This is a genomic window from Acinetobacter brisouii, from assembly GCF_008993995.1.
GTDB classification, from domain to species: Bacteria; Pseudomonadota; Gammaproteobacteria; order Pseudomonadales; family Moraxellaceae; genus Acinetobacter; species Acinetobacter brisouii_A.
Map to the genome: position 1 here is coordinate 72,642 of NZ_BKNN01000001.1, position 21,542 is coordinate 94,183.

Consider the following 21,542-nt stretch of genomic DNA (forward strand, 5'->3'; position numbering starts at 1 on the left):
TTTGATCTTTTTTTAATCATATTCGAGTATTTTTAAGGTTTAATGAGTTGTATGAATACCAACCAAGAATGGCAAAGTGTGACATGGTTTGAGGTGACTGAACATCAAGCAGGACAGCGTGTCGATAATTTTCTGTTTACCCGTTTAAAAGGCGTACCCAAGAGCCGTATTTATCGTTTGATGCGAGAAGGTCAGGTTCGCGTGAATAAAAAGCGCATTAAAGCCGAAACGCGTCTGGAAATTGGTGATCAGATTCGCGTCGCACCGATTCGCTATGAACAAAAGCAAGAGGGTGATGTACCTGTCAGTGACAGTGTTGCACAAGGTTTGTTGCAACGTGTGGTCTATGAAGATGAAGGCTTGTTAGTGGTGAATAAACCTTCAGGGATTGCAGTGCATGGCGGTAGTGGTGTGGCCTATGGCTTAATCGAGGCATTACGCACGGTTACAGGCAAAAAATATTTAGAACTGATCCACCGTATTGACCGTGATACGTCGGGTCTGGTGATGATCAGTAAAAAACGCAGCACCTTAAAGCATTTGCAAGATTTACTACGCGAACACAAAATCCAAAAAACCTATGCGGCGATTGTTAAAGGTCAGGTCAGTCTCGACAAGCAATTGATTGATGCGCCGTTGTTACGTTATGAATTGGCCAATGGTGAGCGTCGTGTGCGTGTGTCTAAAGAAGGCAAACCGAGCCAAACAGTGTGGAAAGTTGCCAAGCGTTTTAAACAAGCGACTTTAGTACATGCATCGCCTTTGTCGGGTCGCACCCATCAGATTCGTGTGCATGGGCAAAGTATCGGACATCCTTTAGTGGGTGATGATAAATATGGACATACCACGCCTTACACTGGCCCTGAAGCACGTCGCCTGTGCTTACATGCCATGCGCTTAGAAATTCCAGATTATCCTGTGATTGAAGCTGAATTACCTGAAGACATGCAGCAATTATTGAAAGAGCTGGAAAAAGGAGCTTAATGTGCAGACACAATTGGTCATTTTTGATTGGGATGGCACATTATTTAATTCTGTTGGGCAAATTGTAGCAAGTTTGAAATTTGCTGCGCAGCAACATCAGCAACCTTTAAGCGATGAAGATGCCAAAAGCATTATTGGGCTTGGTTTGCCAGAAGTCATGCAAACGCTATTTCCAGATGTTCCTGAATTGCATCAGGAAATTTTGGACAGCTACGCACAGCATTATGTTGCATCTTCCCAAGATGATCAGTGGTTTGATGGGGTTGGTAATATGCTGCAAGACCTCAAACGTCAGGGGGTACAATTGGCTGTGGCGACAGGTAAAAGCCGTCGTGGTTTAGATCGTGTTTTGGCGAAAACCCAAAGTCAGGATTTATTTGTGATGACCCGCGCAGCAAGCGAAACCAAATCTAAACCCGATCCTTTAATGTTGCAGCAGATCTTAGATTTTACAGGGATTCCAGCCAATCAAGCGATTATGGTGGGCGATACCAGTTATGATCTTGAAATGGCACAGCGCATTGATATGCCACGGGTTGGCGTAAGTTATGGAGTACATCACGTTGATATTTTAAAACAATATCAACCGATGACGATTGCCAATAGTGTGACTGAGTTACACCATTGGTTGAATACTCAAGTGGCTTAAGCGTACTTCATCAGTTCAAAATGCTGGTGTAACAACTCCAGCAGTTTTTGCATTGGAAAGGATAAGTTATTTTTCCGATAGCTCACAAATAAGTTGAGCGGTGGCAATTCATGTTCCAGTGGGCGAACTGCGATCTGATCTAGTTTAATAAATGGATCAAGATATTGCGGTAAAATTGAACAACTCATTTCTTGTTCAATCACCGCAATATTTTCGACCAAGTTGTCACTTTTTTCCTGAATATGCGGTTGAATATGATGTTTCTCAAAAAACTCAGCAATCGCTTTATTCATAACACAATAAGAATTGGCTTTTGACATTACCAAGTCCACCCCGTTGAGTGCTTGGAGTGGAATCGTTGCCAATTGAGCCAAAGGGTGCTGCTTGGCTAGGAACAAAGCCAAAGTATCTTGCAAGACCACAAAATTATCAATTTCATCGTCATCGAATGATTGACGTGAAAACACAATATCGAGATCACCCTTTTTAAGCGCACGGTAATGGTCTAAGCCATTTAAAATCTGTAAATCCACTTTGATATGTGGGTACAGCATACGCAAAGTAGGTAAAATTTTAGGAAAAACACGCACTTCTGCTGTAGTGATAAATCCGATTTTTAAAATTTGCTGTTTTGAGAGATGAACCTCTCGTGCCATGCGTACCGCTTTCTCAGCTTGAGCAATCGTCAGGCGTGCCTGCTTTAAAAAGACCGCACCTTCCTCAGTCAGTTCGACCTTGCGTTTGGTACGATTGAGCAGTCGAACCCCAATTTCATCTTCTAAGTCTTTGATTTGTTGACTTAACGAAGGTTGCGCAGTGTACAGTTTAAGTGCTGCTTTACTAAAATTAAGTTCTTCTGCAACCATAATAAAATATCGAAGATGGCGTAGTTCCATTAACCGACCCAATTCTCAAGCATTTTTATCTATAAGCTAGCAGTATAATCGAAAGCAGGCGCTTTGAAATGCTGAAAACAATACAAAAATAAAAAGAAAAATCCTGTGAAACCCTGTATATGATGTAAATCAGCAGAAATTTTCAGCATTCATGCATACTTTTAGGTCGTGCAATATAACATAACGTCCTTGAGTTAAGATCGGATCTGAAAGGTACAGATTAAGTTTTTATAATATTAAGCCTTATGGATAAAAAAACAGCATTGCACTATGAGCTGCCCACCAAAAATTGTTGGGCACATACCTTGTTACAGCCGCGGTTGAATTTTGAATCCACGCAGTTTCAGGCGGGGCGTTTTCAGAATAATACGACTCGTCCGAATGGTCAGAAATTTAATTTGTTCAAATGGTTATTAACCCGACGTTCGTTTACGTGGAATGTTGATCGTGATCAGGAATTTCAGCAATTTACCTCGATTTCACGAGAGCTGCCACAGACCCGTGCTGATGCAGATTTTAACCAGTGGAAAGTCTGGTTTGTGGGGCATGCCACTGTTTTGATTCAGATTGGGCCATATAACTTTTTGACAGACCCTGTCTGGGCTGAATTTGTCAGTCCGAAACAAGGTTCTGGGCCACGTCGGGTTTGTCCTGCTGGAATTGCCTTAGAGCATTTGCCACATATCCATGCCGTATTGTTGAGTCATAACCATTATGATCATATGGATTTGGCGACGCTGACATGGTTGCATAAAAAATTTAAAATGCCGATTTATACAGGTTTAGGAAATGCGTGGTATCTGCCTAAATCTTTTAAGGTGATTGAACTGGATTGGTGGCAATCCGTACAACTGGATGATTTTGAAATTATTTATACACCTGCACAACATGGCTCAGGGCGCGGCTTGCGTGACCAAGACAGTGCCTTATGGGGTGGTTTTTGTTTAAAACGCCAAAAGCAGTATTGTTTCTTTGCAGGTGATACGGGTTATGCGGGGCATTTTAAGGAGATCTATGCGCGTTTTGGCGCACCGCGTATTGCGCTTTTGCCTATAGGTGCATATGCCCCACAACATGTTTTGCATTATATGCACATGAATCCACAAGATGCGTTAAAGGCACATACAGATTTGCAAGCACAGCGCTCTTTAGCGATTCATTATCGAACTTTCCAGTTGACCGATGAACAGCGTGATGAGCCTGAAGCTGTCCTTGAACACGCCATTAAACATTCATCTAAACTGATGAATCCATTTTATTGTATTCGTGAAGGGAAGCGTTTAACGGTGTAGTCGACTTATTTTTCTGTCTAAATGCGAAAATTTGTAAGGCAACTACGGATAAAACTGACATGGCAATATTCATAATAACGGGGTTAAAAGCGCCAATCAGTTGTGAAGGTGCCAGAATGGCACTGAGCAACAGCAAGCCGATTAACCCTGTAATACTCAAGTAATGGACATAACGACTGCGCTGCCAAATCAGAAAAGCACACCCAAATAAAATTTCAGCACTCCCTGAAAGACGCACAAAAACTGTGGCAAGATCTGCATTGAATCCTAAAAATTGCCAAACCTGAATGTCAAATGTAGATGGAAACACGAGTTTCGGTAATAAACCCTGATAGATCCAAAGAAATGCCAAAGTCATTTGAATCAAGCGCTGAGGATGTTCAGCCAAAAAATTAAGCTTCATGAATCGCATGTTCCAAAAAGTGCGAACGATTTTCTTGACTTGGCAATAAACAGGATGAAGTTGTACCAAATAATTGATAACGGTTGAGCGCGACTCGTCGATATAAAAAGTCTCGGATAATGCTTGGGACAAGATAACCAATATTGCTCAGAGAAAAAGGAAATTTGAGTTGTTGCATCACTTTAAGAAATGTTGAGGAATCGACATAGCGTTGCCCATTGTAGACCACAAGCATGGTCGAATAATCTGCGGTTGACATGCCATAATATTTTAAGATTGCCTCACCTAATGGTGATTGTATTGAGGCGAATTTAAATTTAGATTGACGATCATAACGAATCAGAAATTTTGCCCAGCCATTACAAAGTACGCAGATGGCATCGAATAAGATAATGTCATGTTGTTGGATGATTTTCTCAATCTCATAGGACATTTTTCTAGCCAACTTATTGTCGTTTTTTAATGCTTTAAATTTAGCAAAAATAACCTATAAAAACGATTTTTGTTTTGAGTGTTTATTTCACAAAAAATACAGCATATAGCCTCTCTAAAAAAAGTTAAACAGCAAAAGATTTGAAATTTTTTTATCAAAAAATCATTATCTATAGATGATTTTATTTATTTTTTTAAATAGAAGATTTCGATTGTTTTGATTAATTAAATCCGCTTTAGCTTGTTCATAAAAGCCGCTATTTTGATAGCGTAAAACCTAAAACACAAAATAGGTTATTGAATTTGGAGATTCAACATGGACAAGAAATCGCAAGCTTCGACAGGAAAATGTCCATTTGCACATGGTGCAAATACGTCTGCAGCCAGCTCAAATACAGATTGGTGGCCGAACGCACTCAATTTAGACATTTTGTCGCAGCACGATAAAAAAACAAATCCTATGGATGCTGACTTTGATTATGCAGCAGCATTTCAGCAACTTGATCTTGAAGCGGTCAAGCAAGATTTACGTGATTTGATTAATAGCAGTCAGGCATGGTGGCCATCCGATTATGGCAGTTATATTGGCATGTTTGTACGAACTGCTTGGCATTTAGCAGGAACGTATCGTAAGCAAGATGGTCGTGGTGGAGCCAATACAGGCAATCAGCGTTTTGCACCACTTAATAGCTGGCCAGATAACGTCAATACCGATAAAGGTCGTCGCTTACTTTGGCCAATTAAGAAAAAATATGGCAATAAACTGTCTTGGGGAGATCTGATTGTTCTTGCAGGTACAGTGGCTTATGAAGTTGCAGGTTTAAAAACCTTTGGGTTTGCAGGTGGACGAGAAGATATTTGGCATCCTGAAAAAGATATTTACTGGGGTGAAGAACGTAAATGGCTCGATGCAACCAAAAACCGTTATGACAATGACCAAGATCGTAGTTCACTGGAAAATCCACTGGCTGCGGTACAAATGGGTCTAGTTTATGTCAATCCAGAAGGGGTGGATGGTCAGCCTGATCCATTAAAAACAGCACAAGACATGCGTACCACCTTTGACCGTATGGCAATGAATGATGAGGAAACAGTTGCTTTAACAGCAGGTGGACATACGGTAGGCAAAGCGCATGGCAACGGTAAAGCTGAGCTGCTTGGCGCAGATACCGAAGCTGCTGATGTGGAATTTCAAGGTTTAGGTTGGCATAACCCAGAGGGCACAGGGAACGCTGGAAATACAATGGTGAGTGGTTTGGAAGGTGCGTGGACAACTCATCCAACCAAATGGGACAATGAATATTTCTATTTATTATTTAACTATGAATGGGAAGTCCGTAAAAGCCCAGCAGGCGCGTATCAGTGGGAACCTATTGACATTAAAGAAGAAGATAAACCTGTCGATGCACATAACCCGAATATTCGCCGTAATCCGATCATGACCGATGCCGATATGGCACTCAAAGTTGATCCTGAATATCGTAAAATTGCTGAACATTTTTATCAAAATCCTGCTGATTTTGCGGATGTCTTTGCGCGAGCATGGTTTAAGCTGACTCACCGTGATTTGGGGCCAAAGAGCCGTTATTTGGGTGCGGATGTGCCTGCTGAAGATCTAATCTGGCAAGATCCTGTTCCAGCAGTCGACTACACATTAACTGAAGCAGAAATTGATGAACTGAAAGTCAAGTTACTCAATAGTGGTCTAACCCGTACGGAACTGATTACCACTGCATGGGACAGTGCCCGAACTTATCGTAGTTCAGATTTTCGTGGAGGCGCAAACGGCGCACGTATTCGCCTTGCACCACAAAAAGATTGGATCGGCAATGAGCCAGAGCGTTTACAAAAAGTTTTAGCGAAACTCGAAGAGATTCAATCGGGATTGGTTAAAAAAGTCAGTATTGCTGATTTAATCGTATTGGGAGGGGCAGCAGCAATTCAGCAGGCAGCACAGGAGGCTGGTGTTGAGGTGGTTGTGCCATTCTTACAAGGGCGTGGTGATGCTACTCAAGCGCAAACCGACGAATATTCATTTGCTGATTTAGAGCCAAAGCATGATGGCTACCGCAATTGGATCAAACAGGATTATGCCGTACAACCTGAAGAAATGTTGTTAGATCGTACCCAATTGATGGGCTTGACTGCACCTGAAATGACGGTCTTGATTGGTGGGATGCGTGTTCTAGATACCAACTATGGCGGTACAAAAGAGGGGGTATTCACTGAGCGAGCAGGTGTATTGAGCAATGACTTTTTTGTCAATTTGACTGATATGAACAATACATGGCGACCTGTTGGCAAAAACCGTTATGAAATTTGTGACCGTGCAACAGGTGCAGTCAAATGGACAGCAACCCGTGTCGATTTGGTTTTTGGTTCAAATTCGATTTTGCGTTCTTATGCTGAAGTGTACGCGCAGGATGATAACCAAGAGAAATTTGTACATGACTTTATTGCAGCATGGAATAAAGTCATGAATGCGGATCGCTTCGATGCTAAAAAATAAGTCTAACGCATGATTGAAAAAGCCAGTTTAAATGACTGGCTTTCTCTTTTTTTGATTATTCTGAATAATTTTTGTCATGAATCCATGCACATTAAATTTTTCAAAGTGTTTAATAAATGTGCTAAATTAGATCATTGTCTTCTATAGACCGTATTTTTAGAAAAGGTAAAGAAAATGGCGAAACGTCAAATGCAACCAGAGGTTGTGATTCATAATTTTGTGGCGAAACACATGCACGAAGCAAACAAAAGTCAAGTATTTGTGGATCGTAAGAAAAATGCAAAACGAGGTTATAGCAAACATAAAAAAGGGCGATACTCTATGGAAGATCGCCCTTTTTTGTGCTTGTTAAATCGAGATCAAGCGATTGGTTTTCACCATGTCGGCTAGTCCATGTGTTCTAAAATAATGTTCTAGCCAGCTTTTGACCAGTAAAGGATTATTGAGCTGCAATACGTGATGAAGTAGCTCTTGAGCATCAGTCATGGGAACATGACAAATGGCTTTACGCACCCGCAAGATATTACTTGAACTCATCGACAGGGTATTGAAGCCCATTGCCATCAGCAAAATAGCAGACAACGGATCGCCCGCCATTTCTCCGCAAATACTAATCGGCTTCTCGTATTTATGGCACTCTTTCACCAAGCGACGCAAAGCACGTAAGATTGCAGGGTGAAAATGTGAATAAACACTGGAAACATGCGGGTTGTTACGGTCTACGGCTAATAAATATTGAATCAGGTCATTAGAACCCACTGAGAAAAAATCGACCAATGGTGCAAATTCATCAATTTGCAACAATACACTTGGCACTTCGACCATAATCCCGATTTTAGGTTTGTTAATTTTGACTTGTTCTTCTTCCTGAACTGCGACCCAATCACGTTCGAGTAAATACAGCACTTCTTCGACTTCGCTAACACTGGTCACCATTGGTAGCAGAATATGTAGATTATTTAAACCAATACTGGCTTTTAGCATTGCACGGATTTGTGCCGAGAAAATCTCTGGGTGATCAAGGGTAAAGCGGAGTCCACGCCAACCCAATGCCGAGTTTTCTTCATCAATGCTGAAATAAGGGAGGTCTTTGTCTGCACCAATATCGAGGGTACGCATGGTCACAGGTTTGTTGGCAAAGTGGCTGAGCTGTTGCCGATAGATTGCGCGTTGTTCTTCTTCGCCAGGGAAGCGGTCACGTAACATAAATGGGATTTCAGAACGATATAAACCAACCCCTTTGGCACCACGTTGTACACCACGAACCACGTCAATCATCAGACCTGTATTAACGAATAGACGAACAGGAACACCATCAGGTGTAATCGCATCCTTAGTCTCATATTGCTTGAGGTCTTTGGCAATTTGTTCTTCTTCTTTTTGAATCTCTTTATAACGTTGACGCAAGCGACGAGGAGGATTGACAAAAACCCGACCTTGATAGGCATCGACAATCATTTCGGCATCATCTAAGGCGCTGATAGGCAGTTCAGTCACGCCGACAACGGTAGGAATACCTAAGGCACGTGCAACAATCACCATATGTGAGTTAGCTGCACCTTCACTGGTCACGATTGCCGCGATTTTATCCATTGGCAGTTCAACTAGAGCAGCTGTACTGATTTCTTCACCAATCAGGATACTATCTGAGCTGAGTTCACGATGGCTTGAATCTGCTTCTTGCAAGGAAGCCAAAATACGCCGTGCTAAATCTTTAAGATCAGACACCCGTTCACGGAGGTAGTCATCTTCCATTTGGGCAAAGAGTGCGATGTGTTTATCCATCACTTTTTTGACTGCACCTTGCGCCCAGTGACCTTCACGAATCAGTTCTTTAATTTCGGCAGGTAAGGCATTTTCATCGAGCATGCGTAAGAATACGCTAAACAATGCGCGTTCTTCAGACATGAGCGAGTCTTGCATTTTTTCATCAAGCGATTGAATTTCCTGACGAACATTGGAAACAGCATGATCGAGTAGCTTGAGTTCGTCGGGGATATTTTCAGCTTCACGCTCAGGTACAGCCGATAAATCTGCCGCAGGATACAAAATAATGGCACGCCCTAAAGCGATGCCACCTGCACCTGAAACACCCTGAAAGGTTTTATAGTTTGAAATATTGCTCGGCTTACGGAAAACATCAATGTTTCCAACCGCATGCGCATGGGCAATGACACCTGAAAGCTGCGCACATAAAGTCACCAAAAAGGATTCAGCTGCTTCACTGAAATCTTGGGATTCACTGTTTTGAACAACCAAGACCCCCATCACCTTACGGCGATACATGACAGGGACGCCGAGAAATGAGTTGTATAACTCTTCACCTGTTTCTGGGAAGTAAGCATAACGCTCATGTTGTGCAGCATTGTCGAGATTGACGATTTCTTCGCGTTGCCCAACTAGACCAACCAAGCCTTCACCCAATTGCAAGGAAACATTGCCAACCGCTTCAGGATTGAGTCCTTTGCTGGCCATGAGGACATAGCGCTGGTTACGTTCATCGAGTAAATAGATCGAACAGACATCGACATCCATCGCAATCGAAACCTGATTAACCATGATGTCTAATGATTCATGCAAGCTCACAGCCGCATCGACCTCTTGGACAATGCGGCGTAGGGTGTCTAATTGCATGTTCGACATAACTACGTACTCCCAAAACAATTTATATAATCAGTAATTATGACTTTAGTTATAACAGCAGCCTGCTAGAAAAGCATTCACTAAAAAACTCTTTTTTAGTCTGTTTTTTAGTGTGGCAGCAGACTGCATAATTCGGTCATGGCTTTTCGGTAAACATCTCTTTTAAAGTTAATAACTTGTCCAAGTGGATACCAATAACTGACCCATTGCCACTGATCAAATTCAGGTGGATCAGCAAGATTCAACTGAATATTTTGGGCTGATGCGGTCAGCTTCAATAAAAACCATTTTTGTTTTTGTCCGATACAGACAGGATCACTACCTGAGCGGATATATCGGTGTGGCAAACGGTAACGCAACCAACCTTTGGTTTGCGCAATAATCTGGACGTGTTCTGGCAATAAGCCAATTTCTTCTCTTAGCTCACGGTATAATGCCTGTTCAGGAGTTTCTCCAATTTGGATTCCTCCTTGCGGAAACTGCCATGCATTGTGACCAATGCGTTTTGCCCATAACACTTGTCCATGTTCGTTTGCCAAAATGATCCCGACATTGGGTCGGAAACCTTCGGAGTCGATCATTTGGCTACCTAAATTTGTTCGATCTTATTGTCTTTATTTTGGGGATGGCAAAATTTGTGCATCCAACACAAAAAAAGACCTCAGAATATTGTTAAAAATTGCTATGATCTTAACGAATTTCTTTGCATTAGCGGCAACTGATTTACATTTTTTTGCTTTAATTTTTCAGTTTTAATGAGAATTTCCATGAAATTGGCTTTATTTGATCTTGATCACACCCTGTTAAATACCGATTCAGACCACTCTTGGGGTGAATTTTTAGTGAATGAAGGCTTGGTTGATCCCGTGCATCATCGCCAAATGAATGATAAGTTCTATGAAGACTATAAGGCAGGAATGCTTGATCCGATTGCCTATAATGAGTTTGTATTTGAGTTTTTAGCTCAACATTCAAATCAATATTTAACTGATTTACATCAATTATTTATGCAAAAAATCATTCGTCCGCAAATGCGCCAAAAAGGTTTCCATGCCATTCAAAAGCATAAAGACTTAGGACATGCGATTGTTGGGATTACGGCGACCAGTGACTTTATTACGGCGCCTATTTTTCGCGAGTTTGGAATTACTGAAATTATCGCCACCAATGCAGAAGTTAAAGATGGTTATTACACAGGTAAAGTGGCGGGTACACCTTGTTATCAGCAAGGTAAGCTGGTGCGTTTAGAACAGTGGTTGGCAGGTCGTGAAGTTGATGAGTCTTGGGCATATTCAGATTCTATCAATGACCGTTTTTTGCTTGAATATGCAACCCATGCAATTGCTGTGAATCCTGATGACCGTTTAGAACAACTTGCCAAAGAGCAAGGTTGGCAAATCCAAGATTGGTCGATTTAACCCCCTTTATGCTGATTTATTTTTGATATATTGAAAGAGATTTCAATATGCTCAGCGAGACAGATCAAGCACATGCAGATGATGTCGATTTATTTTTAAAAATCTTCACGCAGTGTCTAAATTTATTGCTATAACAACTCAGCAATAAATTTAGAGGCTGCTATGAAACAACAAAAAATTGCATTGCCAAATCAACTTTGGACGTCAGACAGTATTGATCTTACCTCGCACCGTTATCAGGGTAAATTATTGAAAAAAGCCGATGGTTTGGCTTTGGGGAAAGCACAGCGTAAAACCCATCCACGGCAAAATCTTGCGGATTTATCTCAGCGTCCCAAAAATACCAATGCACTGACGATTTATGATTGGAGTAATCAAGGGCGACTCGAACATCTCAAGCCAATTCGGGCAAAACGTATGAGTGTTTCGGCATTTACTTTTTATCGGGGAATGCCTGCATTGATGCTGTTTGATCAGGCTTGGGAGCCGCAGCATTCAGGTTTGTTTCAGCAAATTTGTGGTGACTGTCATTTGAGTAATTTTGGCGGTTTTGCCAGTCCTGAACGTAATTTACTATTTGGGATTAATGATTTTGATGAAACATTGGTTGCACCGTTTGAGTGGGATCTTAAGCGGTTAGCGACCAGTTTTGTGATTGCAGCTCAAGATATTGGACTCAGTGAGCGAGCAGGTTTAAAAGCCGTAAAAATTATGCTCAACAGCTACCGTACACATCTCACTGAGCATACGAAATTGTCACCTTTACAGGTGTGGTATGAAAAAGTGGATGCGAGCACTCTGCTGAAAAGTACCGAATGTCAAAAATTACGCAAAAAACGTGCTAAACATTTGGATCGTGCAGAAAAACGCACGACACACTCCTTATTGCCGAAGTTAACTGAACAAGACCCTGAAACAGGATCTCGTCATTTTATTGATGAACCACCGTTGTTGTGGCACCCCCAAGTGGATGAACCCTTTGCCAAAGATGCGGATGAATTCTTTAAAGATTATCGAGATTCATTGAAATATGAACGCCGTATTTTATTTGACCGTTATCAATTAACCGATGTCGCTATGAAAGTGGTTGGCGTTGGAAGTGTGGGAACGCGCTCAGCGATTGCACTTTTTGAGGATGCAGACCGTGAACCTCTAATTTTACAAATGAAAGAAGCCTGTCCCTCTATTTTAAGCCCGCTCTTTCTTGAGCGAGTCGCACATGAAGGTGAGCGTGTTGTGCATGGGCAACAGTTAATGCAAGCCGCAAGCGATATTTTCTTGGGATTTTCTCGAATTGAACAGCAGTTTCATGTGCGTCAGTTACGCGATATGAAGATTTCAGTCGATTTACAGGATATGGATGAAGCCTATTTTCATGAATATGCAGAAAGTTGTGGTTTTGCTTTGGCTCATGCTCATGCCAAAGCAGGCAATGCTGATGTAGTAATGGGATATTTGGGTGAGGGTGATGGCATAGTTGAGACTTTACAGTGTTATGCGATGGCATCTTCTGAACGTAATCTAGAAGATTATCAATTGTTTATGAATGAAATTTCGGATGAAAAAATCGCTGTTGCGGGCGATGATGTGTTGTAAGTTTTTATTTTAAAAATTAGAGAGAAATGATGTTTAAGAAAATTTTGTCAGGACTGGGGATGCAAGGCGTGAGTGTGGAAACACGTTTGCATAACCCAAAACTTTATGCAGGTGAAACCTTGCATGGAGAAATTCGCTTTCAAGGTGGGTCTTCCGATAAGGAAATTAATCATCTGAATTTACAGTTGATGACGCTGGCTGAAGTCGAGTCAGGTGATCATGAAAGCAATCAGGCTTTGATTTTACAAGACTGGTTGGTCAATTCTCGTTTTATTTTACCTGCCAATCAAAGTCATTGTATTCCTTTTAGTCTGGCTTTGCCCCTCGAAACCCCGATTACCGAAGTTGCTTGTCGTCAGAACGCCACGCGTGTCTGGATACAGACGTATATGGATGTAGATTGGGGGTTGGATGCAACAGATCACGACTATTTAAATATTTTACCAACACCCACCATGCAGGTATTTTTACAGGCAATGCAGTATTGTGGTTTTGTGTTGGCAACTGTAGATGTGGAAAAAGGGCAAATCACAGCGCCTGCTTTTCGCTCAACGTTGGGCTGTTATCAGGAATTGGAGTTTGTTTCTGTACATCATTTTAGCGGGTTCAATGAAGTTGAAGTGTCTTTTGTCACACAAGCCACCTGTATCCATATCATGCTTGAAATTGATCGAAAATTTCGCTCAGATCAGTTATTGACGCTGACCTTACCAAATCAGGGTCTAGTTGTTGAACAAGTGGCTCAACAGATTCGGCAAATTTTAGGCTTAGGGTAGAGGAATTGTCATCTATTTGACATCTTGCTCTTTTAAATTTGAAGCATGAGTAAAATAAAAATAAATCAGGAAGAATACGCTTCCACTATGTTTCAAATGTTTCTTAGTCTTCACCGTTATGCTGCAAAGCGGTGGCCTCGTTGTTATTCTTTACCGCCTTTATCTTATGGCATATCTTCTTAGAATATCCTGAATTGTATCGCCAGTTTTGTCTGCAAAGTTTGGGGCGTGTTGTCCAACATCAGCCTTACACTGCCCATAGCTCACCTCAAGAGCAGCAACAACAGTTATATGCTGCATGGCAATATAGCTGTCGTTTGCATGGTCTAAATCCTCAACATGCCACTCATCTACCGCGTTTATTTGCAATAGATCAGTTGCTGCAATGGCCACAGGGGCAGACCTTTGTTTTAGAGCAAATCCAACAGGATTATGTCCAGTATCTCAAGTCATAATCCTCATCCTCATCCTCATCCTCATCCTCATCCTCAAGCTGTAGCAGTGGTTGTAGCAGTTGTGGTGGTGATTAATGTTGTGTCTGCATCATTTGAATTAAGCTTTGCATGGCACGCGACTGGGTTCGGGCAGGATGCCAGACCAAGCCCAGTTGACGCTGCATTTTAATTTCAAGTGGTAGTCTTTTCAGGTCTTGATTAACGAGTGTTAGGGGTAGTACTGACCAGCCTAACCCAATCGAAACCAACATGCGAATGGATTCTAAAGGATTGTTACTCATACTGACTTTGGGCTTCAAACCTTGTTTTTCAAACTCTGCTAGTGTGATTTGACTGGTATAGGTCTTTGCAGCAGGCAGCAAACTTGGATAGCTCATCAGATCTTCTAAGCTAAGCTGAGTTTTGGCAGCAAGCGGATGAAATGGCGCGGCTACAAACACCAAAGGATCATTCCAGATCGATTGATACTTTAAGCGTTCATCCAGTTGCGGTGGTAAGGTTAAAAAGGCCAATTCTAAATCACCTGCAAAAACCTGTTCATGGGCTTGCTCTGAATCAACGAAATGTACATCTAAAGTGACATCGGGATAATGCTGAACATATTGTTTGAGATGATGCGGCAAGTGGTGCAAACCAATATGATGACTGGTACCAATTTTTAAACGACCTTGTACACTCGTGTGTTGATGGCTAAGCGTGTGGTGCATTTCACCCAGTTCATTTAGCCATGTTTTGACTTTGGGCAGAAGTTCATAGGCAGTATGTGTGGGTTGAATCCCGCGACCTGCTGACTCGAACAGGGTAACGCCAAAATATTCTTCTAAACAGTGGATACGTTTTGTGACCGCAGGTTGGGTAATAAATAGTTGATCGGCGGCAAGCGAAATCGAGCCTGTTTCCATGACTTTAATAAAAGCTTCAAAAGCGGCCAAATTCATGTTTATTATCCATAAACTATTTTTATAGTCTTCTATTATTTAAGAATCATGTGGATTAAGCAAAATAAAATAAACCTTTTTACATATGCGTCTTGAATTTTCTGCCTAATCCCAGAATCTTTGGTTATTGCGCAGATGAAATAAGCTTCAAGCTCTCTAAAAAAGCCACTGAAAAGTGGCTTTATCAGCAAGAGAAATGGGTTGAGTTATGAGGACATGATTTTTTCTTTTTGATTGAGATTGTGCTTTTCCCAAAAGCGTTCATGAATAAAGTAAGCAAATGCTTGAACAGTCGGTTCAAGTAAACTCAGGGTTATCGCCATCCAAAAGTTACCTGTTACAAAATATCCCACCAACATGGCAACCGTAATATGCATGACATAGTAGCTTAGGGTTTTTTTGAACATTCGCTGATGGGTAATCACAAAGTGTTGAATGTGTGCCATATCGGGATTCCTCTGCTCAATGCTGATCTTGAATAGAGATTAACGCTGACCTTTAAATTTGTAAAAACGAATATTTTTGTTATTTTGATTGGTAAAGTAGATGCTTATGGCGGGATGAATTTCAGTGTTTAATTCATTCCAAAAAGTTTATTGATTTATAAAAATGATAAATTAGATTTATGTGAAACACCGCTTATAATGAAAATAGAAGATTTAATTACCCAGTCCAATGGAGCGCGTCGACATGGCAGGCAAGACATTATATGACAAGTTGTGGGATGACCATTTGGTGAAGCAACGTGATGATGGTTCGAGTTTAATTTACATCGACCGTCATCTGTTACATGAAGTGACTTCACCGCAAGCATTTGAAGGTTTACAACTTGCAGGTCGTCAGCCATGGCGTTTAAGTGCCAACATCGCAACACCTGACCATAACGTTCCGACATCGAAAAAAGAACGTGAGCAGGGTGTTGCCGGAATTGAAGATGATACGTCACGTATTCAAGTCCAAACTTTAGATGACAACTGTAAAACCTTTAACATTGTTGAGTTTGACATCAATGATGTACGTCAGGGGATTGCACATGTGGTTGGGCCAGAGCAAGGTTTAACTTTGCCAGGCATGACGGTGGTGTGTGGTGATTCACATACAGCAACGCATGGTGCATTTGGCTGTTTGGCACACGGTATCGGCACTTCAGAAGTTGAACATGTATTGGCAACCCAATGCTTGGTTCAAAAGAAAATGAAAAACATGTTGGTTCGTGTCGATGGGACATTGGGCAAAGGCGTGACCTCTAAAGACGTGGTTTTGGCGATTATCGGTAAAATCGGGACAGCAGGTGGTACAGGTCATGCGATTGAGTTCGGTGGTCAAGTCTTCCGTGACATGTCGATGGAAGGTCGTATGACGGTGTGTAACATGGCAATTGAAGCAGGCGCACGCGTTGGCTTGGTGGCTGTGGATGATAAAACTATTGAGTATGTCAAAGACCGCCCATATGCACCAAAAGGTGAAGATTGGGACAAAGCGGTTGCTTACTGGAATACTTTACATTCTGATGATGATGCTCAATTTGACACGGTTGTGGTGTTAAACGGCGAAGAGATTGAACCACAAGTCTCTTGGGGGACATCTCCAGAAATGGTGATTGCAGTATCACAAGCGGTTCCAACATTGGAACAGGCAAAAGATGATGTACAGCGTAAAGACTGGACTCGTGCTTATCAGTACATGGGTTTAACCGCAGGTCAGGCTTTGGCAGACATTCAGTTAGATCGTGTATTTATCGGTTCATGCACCAACTCACGTATTGAAGATATTCGTGCTGCGGCTGAAGTGGTGAAAGGCCATAAAGTAGCAACAAGCATTAAACAAGCCATGGTTGTTCCAGGTTCTGGTTTGGTGAAACAGCAAGCTGAAGCTGAAGGTTTGGACAAAATCTTCATTGAAGCTGGTTTTGAATGGCGTGAACCGGGTTGCTCAATGTGCTTGGCGATGAATGCTGATAAGTTACAACCAGGTGAGCACTGTGCATCCACCTCAAACCGTAACTTTGAAGGTCGTCAGGGGAATGGCGGGCGTACCCATTTGGTCAGCCCAGCAATGGCAGCAGCAGCGGCAATTGCAGGTCATTTCGTTGATGTTCGTACATTCTAAGGGAGTCGCAGATGAAAGCGTATACAGTTGAACAGGGTATCGTTGCACCTTTAGATCGTGCCAATGTCGATACCGACTTGATTATTCCAAAACAATTTTTGAAATCCATTAAACGCACAGGCTTTGGCGATAATTTGTTTGATGAGCTTCGTTATTTGGATGAAGGTTATTTGGGACAAGACATTAGCAAACGTCCGAAAAACCCTGACTTCATGTTGAACCAAGCACGTTATCAGGGTGCTTCGGTGCTCATTGCACGTAGCAACTTTGGTTGTGGTTCAAGCCGTGAACATGCACCTTGGGCACTTGAAGAGTATGGTTTCCGTACCGTGATTGCACCAAGTTTCGCGGACATTTTCTTCAATAATAGTTTTAAAAATGGCATGTTACCTGTCATTTTATCGGAAGAAATTGTTGATCAACTTTTCAAGGAATGTGCAGCGACTGAAGGCTATCAGTTAACGATTGATTTGGCTGCGCAAGAAGTGCGTACGCCATCGGGTCAAGCATTTTCCTTTGAAGTTGATCCATTTCGTAAGCACTGCTTGTTAAATGGTTTGGATGATATTGGTTTGACTTTACAAGATGCGGATTTAATCCGTGAATATGAAGCCAAAACCAAACAAGCACGCCCTTGGGTTTTCCAAGAATTACAGGGCTAAGTTGTTGCACTATAAACATGGCGCGAAAGCCCAACTATTGCTAACATGTCGAATTATTTTATGTAATTCAATCTGCTGATCGGCAAAAGGTTGGGCTATTCACATGTTAAAAAACATCGGTCGCGGTGCTTTCTTGGGGTTATCTGCGGTATTGCTGAGTGCGTGTCAACATACGCAACGTGCGGTTGATACCATGGCGATCAAGTTTATTGCACCTGAACAACGACCTGCAAATGTCAAACTGTACTGTACAGGGACTGCCAATTGCGAATTTGAACGCTTTGATAATATTCAAATTGTGGATGACACAACACATTTGGTGAATTATGAAGCCATTCGAAAAGGCTATGTGCGTTTAAATAGTAAAACCACAAGCTATAACAATTCTTTATATTTGACCGTACCTGACCAGCAGCATGAAGTAGTGATTCGCTTCTATCCGATCTCGATGGATCGTGCTGAAAAAATCAGTGTGATTCACAATTTTAAGGCGAATAAAAGTTATAGCTTCAAAATGTATCGCAATCGAAGTAAACAATCAGGCAGTTTGTTGAACGTATCAGCACCAGATCCACTGTGTGTGGTGCTATTGCAAGATCAACACCCAATTCGCCGTTTTTGTAAGCCCTATAATGTGCTAACAGGATTGGGCGAATTTGTGGAACAAAAACTTTAACTGGGCAATTTGCGCCTGAGTTGTTGTGATAAATGGAACCCTTTATGTCTAAACATATTTTAATTTTAGCGGGCGATGGTATTGGCCCTGAGATTGTTGCTGCTGCGGAAACTGTTTTAAACACAGTCAATGACAAGTTTAACTTAGGTTTAACGTGGGAACATGGTTTACTCGGTGGTTCAGCGATTGATGCACATGGCGAACCCTACCCAGCAGTGACTAGCGCACAGGCACAAAAAGCCGATGCCATTTTATTGGGTGCGGTTGGCGGGCCAAAATGGGACAGTATTGAGCGCTCAATTCGTCCTGAACGCGGTTTACTGAAAATCCGTAGCGAACTTAATTTATTCGCCAACTTGCGCCCAGCGATCTTGTATCCGCAATTGGCAGATGCTTCAAGCTTGAAGCCTGAAATTGTAGCGGGTTTAGACATTCTTATCGTTCGTGAATTGACAGGCGGAATCTACTTCGGTCAGCCACGCGGGATTCGTGAACTCGAAAACGGTGAAAAACAGGGTTATAACACTGACGTTTATGCAGAGTCTGAAATTAAACGTATTGCCAAAGTTGCTTTTGAAATGGCAAACCTACGTGGTGGCAAAGTCTGTTCAGTAGACAAAGCCAACGTACTTGAAGTGACTGAACTTTGGAAACAAACCGTAACTGCGCTTAAAGAAGAACAATATCCTGAGATTAATTTGTCACACATGTATGTGGACAATGCTGCGATGCAATTGGTGCGTGCGCCAAAACAGTTTGATGTGATTGTGACAGGCAACCTGTTTGGCGACATCTTGTCTGATGAAGCTGCGATGTTGACAGGTTCGATTGGTATGTTGCCATCGGCATCATTGGATGAAAATGGCAAAGGCATGTATGAGCCATGTCATGGTTCTGCACCAGATATCGCGGGTAAAGATCTTGCCAATCCATTAGCGACGATTCTTTCAGTGGCAATGATGCTACGTTACACTTTCCGTGAAGAAGCAGCAGCTAAAGCGATTGAAGATGCTGTGGGTCAAGTTCTAGATCAAGGTTTACGTACAGCAGATATTATGTCTGAAGGCATGGACAAAGTAGGTACGAAGGCAATGGGTGCCGCAGTGGTTGCAGCGTTAGTTTAAGTTGAACAGATTTAAAAAGCGTGATCACCAAGATCGCGCTTTTTTCTATTTATAAAATTTAAAATAATTTGATTTTTTATAACAAGCAACATAGAGAAAATGATGAAAATGAAACGTAAATTAGGATTAGCAGGATTACTGCTAGGTTTATCATTGAGTGCCTATGCAGATAATTGTGATCATGCTAGAAATACCTATGATGCAGTGCACTGTGATAATAAAGTCTATGTCAATGCAGACAATGAGCTGAATAAGACCTATCAGGAACTACGTAGCAAATTGAACCCTCAGCAAAAGACCATTCTCAAGCGTTCACAACTTACTTGGATTCGAGACCGTGATCAAAGCTGTTCAGGTGAATCTGATGTGGGTACGGTAATTTCTACAGGATGCCAGTTACGTAAAACTCAGGAGCGTAACTCTTGGCTACACGAGCGCTTACGTGAGTGTATAACCATTGGCTGTAAAACATCAGCATTACGCTAAGCCTAAAAAAAGCCACAATAATGTGGCTTTTTTTGCTTCTACTAATACTTAACGTGCACGGTAAGTGATGCGACCTTTGGTCAAGTCATATGGAGTCATTTCAACTTTAACATGGTCACCCGTTAAAATACGGATGTAATGCTTACGCATTTTACCTGAAATATGAGCAATCACTTCATGACCGTTTTCTAAACGAACACGGAACATGGTATTAGGAAGCGTTTCGGTGACAACGCCTTCGAACTCAATCAGTTCCTCTTTATTGGCCATAGCCTACCTAAAAGAATAAATAACAAGGCGCAAATTATAGACAAAATTCAGCAATAAAACAATATAAAGCCAAATAAAGCACGATGAAAAGCAGCAAAAGTGAACCGTGCGTCTAAACTTTTTTCGCCCAAACCCAGTGCATCAGGTTGTCAGTTTGGTCAATCCTCAGTACTCTGAAAAATGGCAATGCAGGGATGAAAATAGGTGGAAATATGGGGCAGTTAACGGATGCTTCAGTCATATTGCGACTTGGCTATCAGGCACTACGTCGGGCAGGATTGTCAACAGAGCAAATTTTGACAAAGGCAGGTGTGGCAATCAGCCAACTTGAAACCAATCAACGTACCCCTGTAAGTGCTCAAAGTGCTTTTTGGCTAGCTGCTGAACAGGTCAGTCATGATCCTGATATTGGTCTTCACTTAGGGGAACATTTACCTCTATATCGTGGTCAGGTCATTGAACATCTGTTTATGAGTAGTGAAAATTTTGGCGAAGGTTTACATCGGGCATTGGCTTATCAACGTTTGATTAGTGATGCCTTTCAAGCTCAACTGGTTTGTAAAGATGGGCAATGTTATTTGACCAATGGTACACAACCGCATCCTAATCGTTTACTCAACCGCCATTTTTCAGAATGTGCCATGTCAGGCGTTTTACGTTTTTTTAAATTTTTAACGGAAGGACAATTTCAGCCGCTATTTATTGATTTTGATTTTCAGGAAGGTGCGGCACCTGAAGAATATTTTCGGGTTTATGAATGCCCTGTCAGTTTAGGGCAAAAAGAAACACGCTTGTATTTTGATTCAGCCATTTTAAAACATCCGCTTTGGCAGGCCGACCCTGATCTTTTGCAATTGCATGAACAGCTTGCTCATGAAAAACTACAGGAATTAGCCCGTTATGACTTAGTTAGTGAAGTTCGTCGGGCAATTGGTGCAACATTAGAGCAAGGCGAAACCACGCTAGAAAGTGTCGCAGCGCAGTTACAGATTACACCGCGTCGTCTGCGCACTTTATTGAGCGATGCAGAAACCAGTTTTCAACAAATTCTCTCGGCATATCGTTGTCGATTGGCGAAAAAATTACTGGCGAACACCCATGAAAGTATTGAGAAAATTGTGTACCTGACAGGTTTTGCCGAGCCAAGTACCTTTTATCGCGCATTTAAGCGCTGGACGAATGAAACACCGATTGAGTACCGCAAACGAAAACAGAGTGACTAAA

Annotated in this window: 23 protein-coding genes; 15 read left to right on the plus strand and 8 right to left on the minus strand. The window is 41.8% G+C overall.

Annotated elements, in window-relative coordinates; translation table 11 throughout:
* Positions 1–51: 51 nt before the first annotated feature.
* Positions 52–984, plus strand: a complete 933-nt coding sequence (locus GBN19_RS00350; RefSeq protein ID WP_151708619.1) for an RluA family pseudouridine synthase — start codon at positions 52–54, stop codon at positions 982–984.
* A 1-nt stretch (position 985) separates the two neighbouring features.
* Positions 986–1,633, plus strand: coding sequence for an HAD-IA family hydrolase (locus tag GBN19_RS00355; protein ID WP_151708620.1), 648 nt, complete (start codon positions 986–988; stop codon positions 1,631–1,633).
* Here GBN19_RS00355 and GBN19_RS00360 read toward each other — a convergent pair.
* Positions 1,630–2,529: a LysR substrate-binding domain-containing protein gene (locus GBN19_RS00360; RefSeq protein WP_151776769.1), complete on the minus strand. Its 900-nt coding sequence runs from the start codon at positions 2,527–2,529 to the stop codon at positions 1,630–1,632. The two genes, GBN19_RS00355 and GBN19_RS00360, sit on opposite strands and share 4 nt — an antisense overlap.
* Positions 2,530–2,774: 245 nt before the next feature.
* Here GBN19_RS00360 and GBN19_RS00365 point away from each other — a divergent pair, with 245 nt between their 5' ends.
* Positions 2,775–3,821 carry an MBL fold metallo-hydrolase gene (locus GBN19_RS00365; protein ID WP_151708622.1) on the plus strand — a complete coding sequence of 349 codons (1,047 nt, stop codon included), beginning with the start codon at positions 2,775–2,777 and terminating at the stop codon, positions 3,819–3,821.
* Here GBN19_RS00365 and GBN19_RS00370 read toward each other — a convergent pair.
* Positions 3,766–4,224 carry a DoxX-like family protein gene (locus tag GBN19_RS00370; RefSeq protein ID WP_151708623.1) on the minus strand — a complete coding sequence of 153 codons (459 nt, stop codon included), beginning with the start codon at positions 4,222–4,224 and terminating at the stop codon, positions 3,766–3,768. The genes GBN19_RS00365 and GBN19_RS00370 overlap by 56 nt on opposite strands.
* Positions 4,214–4,657, minus strand: a complete 444-nt coding sequence (locus GBN19_RS00375; RefSeq protein ID WP_151776770.1) for a thiol-disulfide oxidoreductase DCC family protein — start codon at positions 4,655–4,657, stop codon at positions 4,214–4,216. Before GBN19_RS00375 ends, GBN19_RS00370 begins: the two co-directional genes overlap by 11 nt.
* Positions 4,658–4,972: 315 nt before the next feature.
* Here GBN19_RS00375 and katG point away from each other — a divergent pair, with 315 nt between their 5' ends.
* Positions 4,973–7,165, plus strand: a complete 2,193-nt coding sequence (gene katG, locus GBN19_RS00380) for a catalase/peroxidase HPI (protein WP_151776771.1) — start codon at positions 4,973–4,975, stop codon at positions 7,163–7,165.
* 174 nt (positions 7,166–7,339) lie between these two features.
* Positions 7,340–7,555, plus strand: a complete 216-nt coding sequence (locus GBN19_RS00385) for a DUF7230 family protein (RefSeq protein WP_151776772.1) — start codon at positions 7,340–7,342, stop codon at positions 7,553–7,555.
* Here the strand turns inward: GBN19_RS00385 and ptsP are convergent.
* Both ptsP and GBN19_RS00395 read right to left on the minus strand, forming a co-directional pair.
* Positions 7,514–9,808 (minus strand): phosphoenolpyruvate--protein phosphotransferase, encoded by a 2,295-nt coding sequence (ptsP, locus tag GBN19_RS00390; protein WP_151776773.1) that lies wholly within the window; start codon positions 9,806–9,808, stop codon positions 7,514–7,516. The genes GBN19_RS00385 and ptsP overlap by 42 nt on opposite strands.
* A gap of 107 nt (positions 9,809–9,915) precedes the next feature.
* A complete protein-coding gene (locus tag GBN19_RS00395; RefSeq protein ID WP_151776774.1) occupies positions 9,916–10,389 on the minus strand; it encodes an RNA pyrophosphohydrolase in 474 nt (157 codons plus the stop codon).
* A 186-nt stretch (positions 10,390–10,575) separates the two neighbouring features.
* Here GBN19_RS00395 and GBN19_RS00400 point away from each other — a divergent pair, with 186 nt between their 5' ends.
* From GBN19_RS00400 to GBN19_RS00415, 4 genes are all read left to right on the plus strand, one after another.
* Positions 10,576–11,226: an HAD family hydrolase gene (locus tag GBN19_RS00400; protein ID WP_151776775.1), complete on the plus strand. Its 651-nt coding sequence runs from the start codon at positions 10,576–10,578 to the stop codon at positions 11,224–11,226.
* Positions 11,227–11,388: 162 nt separating this feature from the next.
* A complete protein-coding gene (locus tag GBN19_RS00405; RefSeq protein ID WP_151776776.1) occupies positions 11,389–12,822 on the plus strand; it encodes a DUF2252 domain-containing protein in 1,434 nt (477 codons plus the stop codon).
* A gap of 29 nt (positions 12,823–12,851) precedes the next feature.
* Positions 12,852–13,598, plus strand: a complete 747-nt coding sequence (locus tag GBN19_RS00410; RefSeq protein WP_151776825.1) for a sporulation protein — start codon at positions 12,852–12,854, stop codon at positions 13,596–13,598.
* A gap of 131 nt (positions 13,599–13,729) precedes the next feature.
* Positions 13,730–14,053 carry a hypothetical protein gene (locus GBN19_RS00415; protein WP_151776777.1) on the plus strand — a complete coding sequence of 108 codons (324 nt, stop codon included), beginning with the start codon at positions 13,730–13,732 and terminating at the stop codon, positions 14,051–14,053.
* A 71-nt stretch (positions 14,054–14,124) separates the two neighbouring features.
* Here GBN19_RS00415 and GBN19_RS00420 read toward each other — a convergent pair whose 3' ends face one another.
* Both GBN19_RS00420 and GBN19_RS00425 read right to left on the minus strand, forming a co-directional pair.
* Positions 14,125–14,991 carry a LysR family transcriptional regulator gene (locus tag GBN19_RS00420; RefSeq protein ID WP_151776778.1) on the minus strand — a complete coding sequence of 289 codons (867 nt, stop codon included), beginning with the start codon at positions 14,989–14,991 and terminating at the stop codon, positions 14,125–14,127.
* Positions 14,992–15,197: 206 nt separating this feature from the next.
* Positions 15,198–15,437: a DUF2061 domain-containing protein gene (locus tag GBN19_RS00425; protein WP_151708634.1), complete on the minus strand. Its 240-nt coding sequence runs from the start codon at positions 15,435–15,437 to the stop codon at positions 15,198–15,200.
* 244 nt (positions 15,438–15,681) lie between these two features.
* On the opposite strand from GBN19_RS00425, the gene leuC reads away from it, so the two are divergent.
* From leuC to GBN19_RS00450, 5 genes are all read left to right on the plus strand, one after another.
* Entirely contained in the window at positions 15,682–17,100 is a 1,419-nt protein-coding gene (gene leuC, locus GBN19_RS00430; RefSeq protein ID WP_111895216.1) for a 3-isopropylmalate dehydratase large subunit, read from the plus strand.
* Between the two features lie 11 nt (positions 17,101–17,111).
* Positions 17,112–17,762, plus strand: coding sequence for a 3-isopropylmalate dehydratase small subunit (gene leuD / locus GBN19_RS00435; RefSeq protein ID WP_151776779.1), 651 nt, complete (start codon positions 17,112–17,114; stop codon positions 17,760–17,762).
* Between the two features lie 103 nt (positions 17,763–17,865).
* The gene (locus GBN19_RS00440; RefSeq protein ID WP_151708637.1) at positions 17,866–18,438 is read left to right on the plus strand and encodes a hypothetical protein; all 573 of its coding nucleotides are present in this window, start codon (positions 17,866–17,868) and stop codon (positions 18,436–18,438) included.
* Between the two features lie 44 nt (positions 18,439–18,482).
* On the plus strand, positions 18,483–19,562 hold the full coding sequence (gene leuB, locus GBN19_RS00445) for a 3-isopropylmalate dehydrogenase (protein ID WP_151776780.1): 1,080 nt from the start codon (positions 18,483–18,485) through the stop codon (positions 19,560–19,562).
* A gap of 108 nt (positions 19,563–19,670) precedes the next feature.
* The gene (locus GBN19_RS00450) at positions 19,671–20,048 is read left to right on the plus strand and encodes a lysozyme inhibitor LprI family protein (protein ID WP_375707842.1); all 378 of its coding nucleotides are present in this window, start codon (positions 19,671–19,673) and stop codon (positions 20,046–20,048) included.
* A gap of 48 nt (positions 20,049–20,096) precedes the next feature.
* On the opposite strand, the gene infA is transcribed toward GBN19_RS00450, so the two are convergent.
* Positions 20,097–20,318: a translation initiation factor IF-1 gene (infA, locus tag GBN19_RS00455; protein WP_004754324.1), complete on the minus strand. Its 222-nt coding sequence runs from the start codon at positions 20,316–20,318 to the stop codon at positions 20,097–20,099.
* A 212-nt stretch (positions 20,319–20,530) separates the two neighbouring features.
* Here infA and GBN19_RS00460 point away from each other — a divergent pair, with 212 nt between their 5' ends.
* The gene (locus tag GBN19_RS00460; RefSeq protein ID WP_151776781.1) at positions 20,531–21,541 is read left to right on the plus strand and encodes an AraC family transcriptional regulator; all 1,011 of its coding nucleotides are present in this window, start codon (positions 20,531–20,533) and stop codon (positions 21,539–21,541) included.
* The last annotated feature ends 1 nt before the right edge of the window (position 21,542 follow it).

What these genes read in the sequence shown, in the direction of transcription:
- GBN19_RS00410 (WP_151776825.1), top strand. Translation starts at nt 12,852, where the DNA reads ATGTTTAAGAAAATTTTGTCAGGACTGGGGATGCAAGGCGTGAGTGTG.
- GBN19_RS00460 (WP_151776781.1), top strand. Translation starts at nt 20,531, where the DNA reads ATGGGGCAGTTAACGGATGCTTCAGTCATATTGCGACTTGGCTATCAG.
- GBN19_RS00395 (WP_151776774.1), bottom strand. Translation starts at nt 10,389, where the DNA reads ATGATCGACTCCGAAGGTTTCCGACCCAATGTCGGGATCATTTTGGCA.
- GBN19_RS00375 (WP_151776770.1), bottom strand. Translation starts at nt 4,657, where the DNA reads ATGTCCTATGAGATTGAGAAAATCATCCAACAACATGACATTATCTTA.
- GBN19_RS00420 (WP_151776778.1), bottom strand. Translation starts at nt 14,991, where the DNA reads ATGAATTTGGCCGCTTTTGAAGCTTTTATTAAAGTCATGGAAACAGGC.
- GBN19_RS00425 (WP_151708634.1), bottom strand. Translation starts at nt 15,437, where the DNA reads ATGGCACACATTCAACACTTTGTGATTACCCATCAGCGAATGTTCAAA.
- ptsP (WP_151776773.1), bottom strand. Translation starts at nt 9,808, where the DNA reads ATGTCGAACATGCAATTAGACACCCTACGCCGCATTGTCCAAGAGGTC.
- leuD (WP_151776779.1), top strand. Translation starts at nt 17,112, where the DNA reads ATGAAAGCGTATACAGTTGAACAGGGTATCGTTGCACCTTTAGATCGT.
- GBN19_RS00385 (WP_151776772.1), top strand. Translation starts at nt 7,340, where the DNA reads ATGGCGAAACGTCAAATGCAACCAGAGGTTGTGATTCATAATTTTGTG.
- leuB (WP_151776780.1), top strand. Translation starts at nt 18,483, where the DNA reads ATGTCTAAACATATTTTAATTTTAGCGGGCGATGGTATTGGCCCTGAG.
- GBN19_RS00450 (WP_375707842.1), top strand. Translation starts at nt 19,671, where the DNA reads ATGAAACGTAAATTAGGATTAGCAGGATTACTGCTAGGTTTATCATTG.
- katG (WP_151776771.1), top strand. Translation starts at nt 4,973, where the DNA reads ATGGACAAGAAATCGCAAGCTTCGACAGGAAAATGTCCATTTGCACAT.
- GBN19_RS00370 (WP_151708623.1), bottom strand. Translation starts at nt 4,224, where the DNA reads ATGAAGCTTAATTTTTTGGCTGAACATCCTCAGCGCTTGATTCAAATG.
- GBN19_RS00350 (WP_151708619.1), top strand. Translation starts at nt 52, where the DNA reads ATGAATACCAACCAAGAATGGCAAAGTGTGACATGGTTTGAGGTGACT.
- GBN19_RS00405 (WP_151776776.1), top strand. Translation starts at nt 11,389, where the DNA reads ATGAAACAACAAAAAATTGCATTGCCAAATCAACTTTGGACGTCAGAC.
- GBN19_RS00440 (WP_151708637.1), top strand. Translation starts at nt 17,866, where the DNA reads ATGTTAAAAAACATCGGTCGCGGTGCTTTCTTGGGGTTATCTGCGGTA.
- infA (WP_004754324.1), bottom strand. Translation starts at nt 20,318, where the DNA reads ATGGCCAATAAAGAGGAACTGATTGAGTTCGAAGGCGTTGTCACCGAA.
- leuC (WP_111895216.1), top strand. Translation starts at nt 15,682, where the DNA reads ATGGCAGGCAAGACATTATATGACAAGTTGTGGGATGACCATTTGGTG.
- GBN19_RS00360 (WP_151776769.1), bottom strand. Translation starts at nt 2,529, where the DNA reads ATGGAACTACGCCATCTTCGATATTTTATTATGGTTGCAGAAGAACTT.
- GBN19_RS00365 (WP_151708622.1), top strand. Translation starts at nt 2,775, where the DNA reads ATGGATAAAAAAACAGCATTGCACTATGAGCTGCCCACCAAAAATTGT.
- GBN19_RS00400 (WP_151776775.1), top strand. Translation starts at nt 10,576, where the DNA reads ATGAAATTGGCTTTATTTGATCTTGATCACACCCTGTTAAATACCGAT.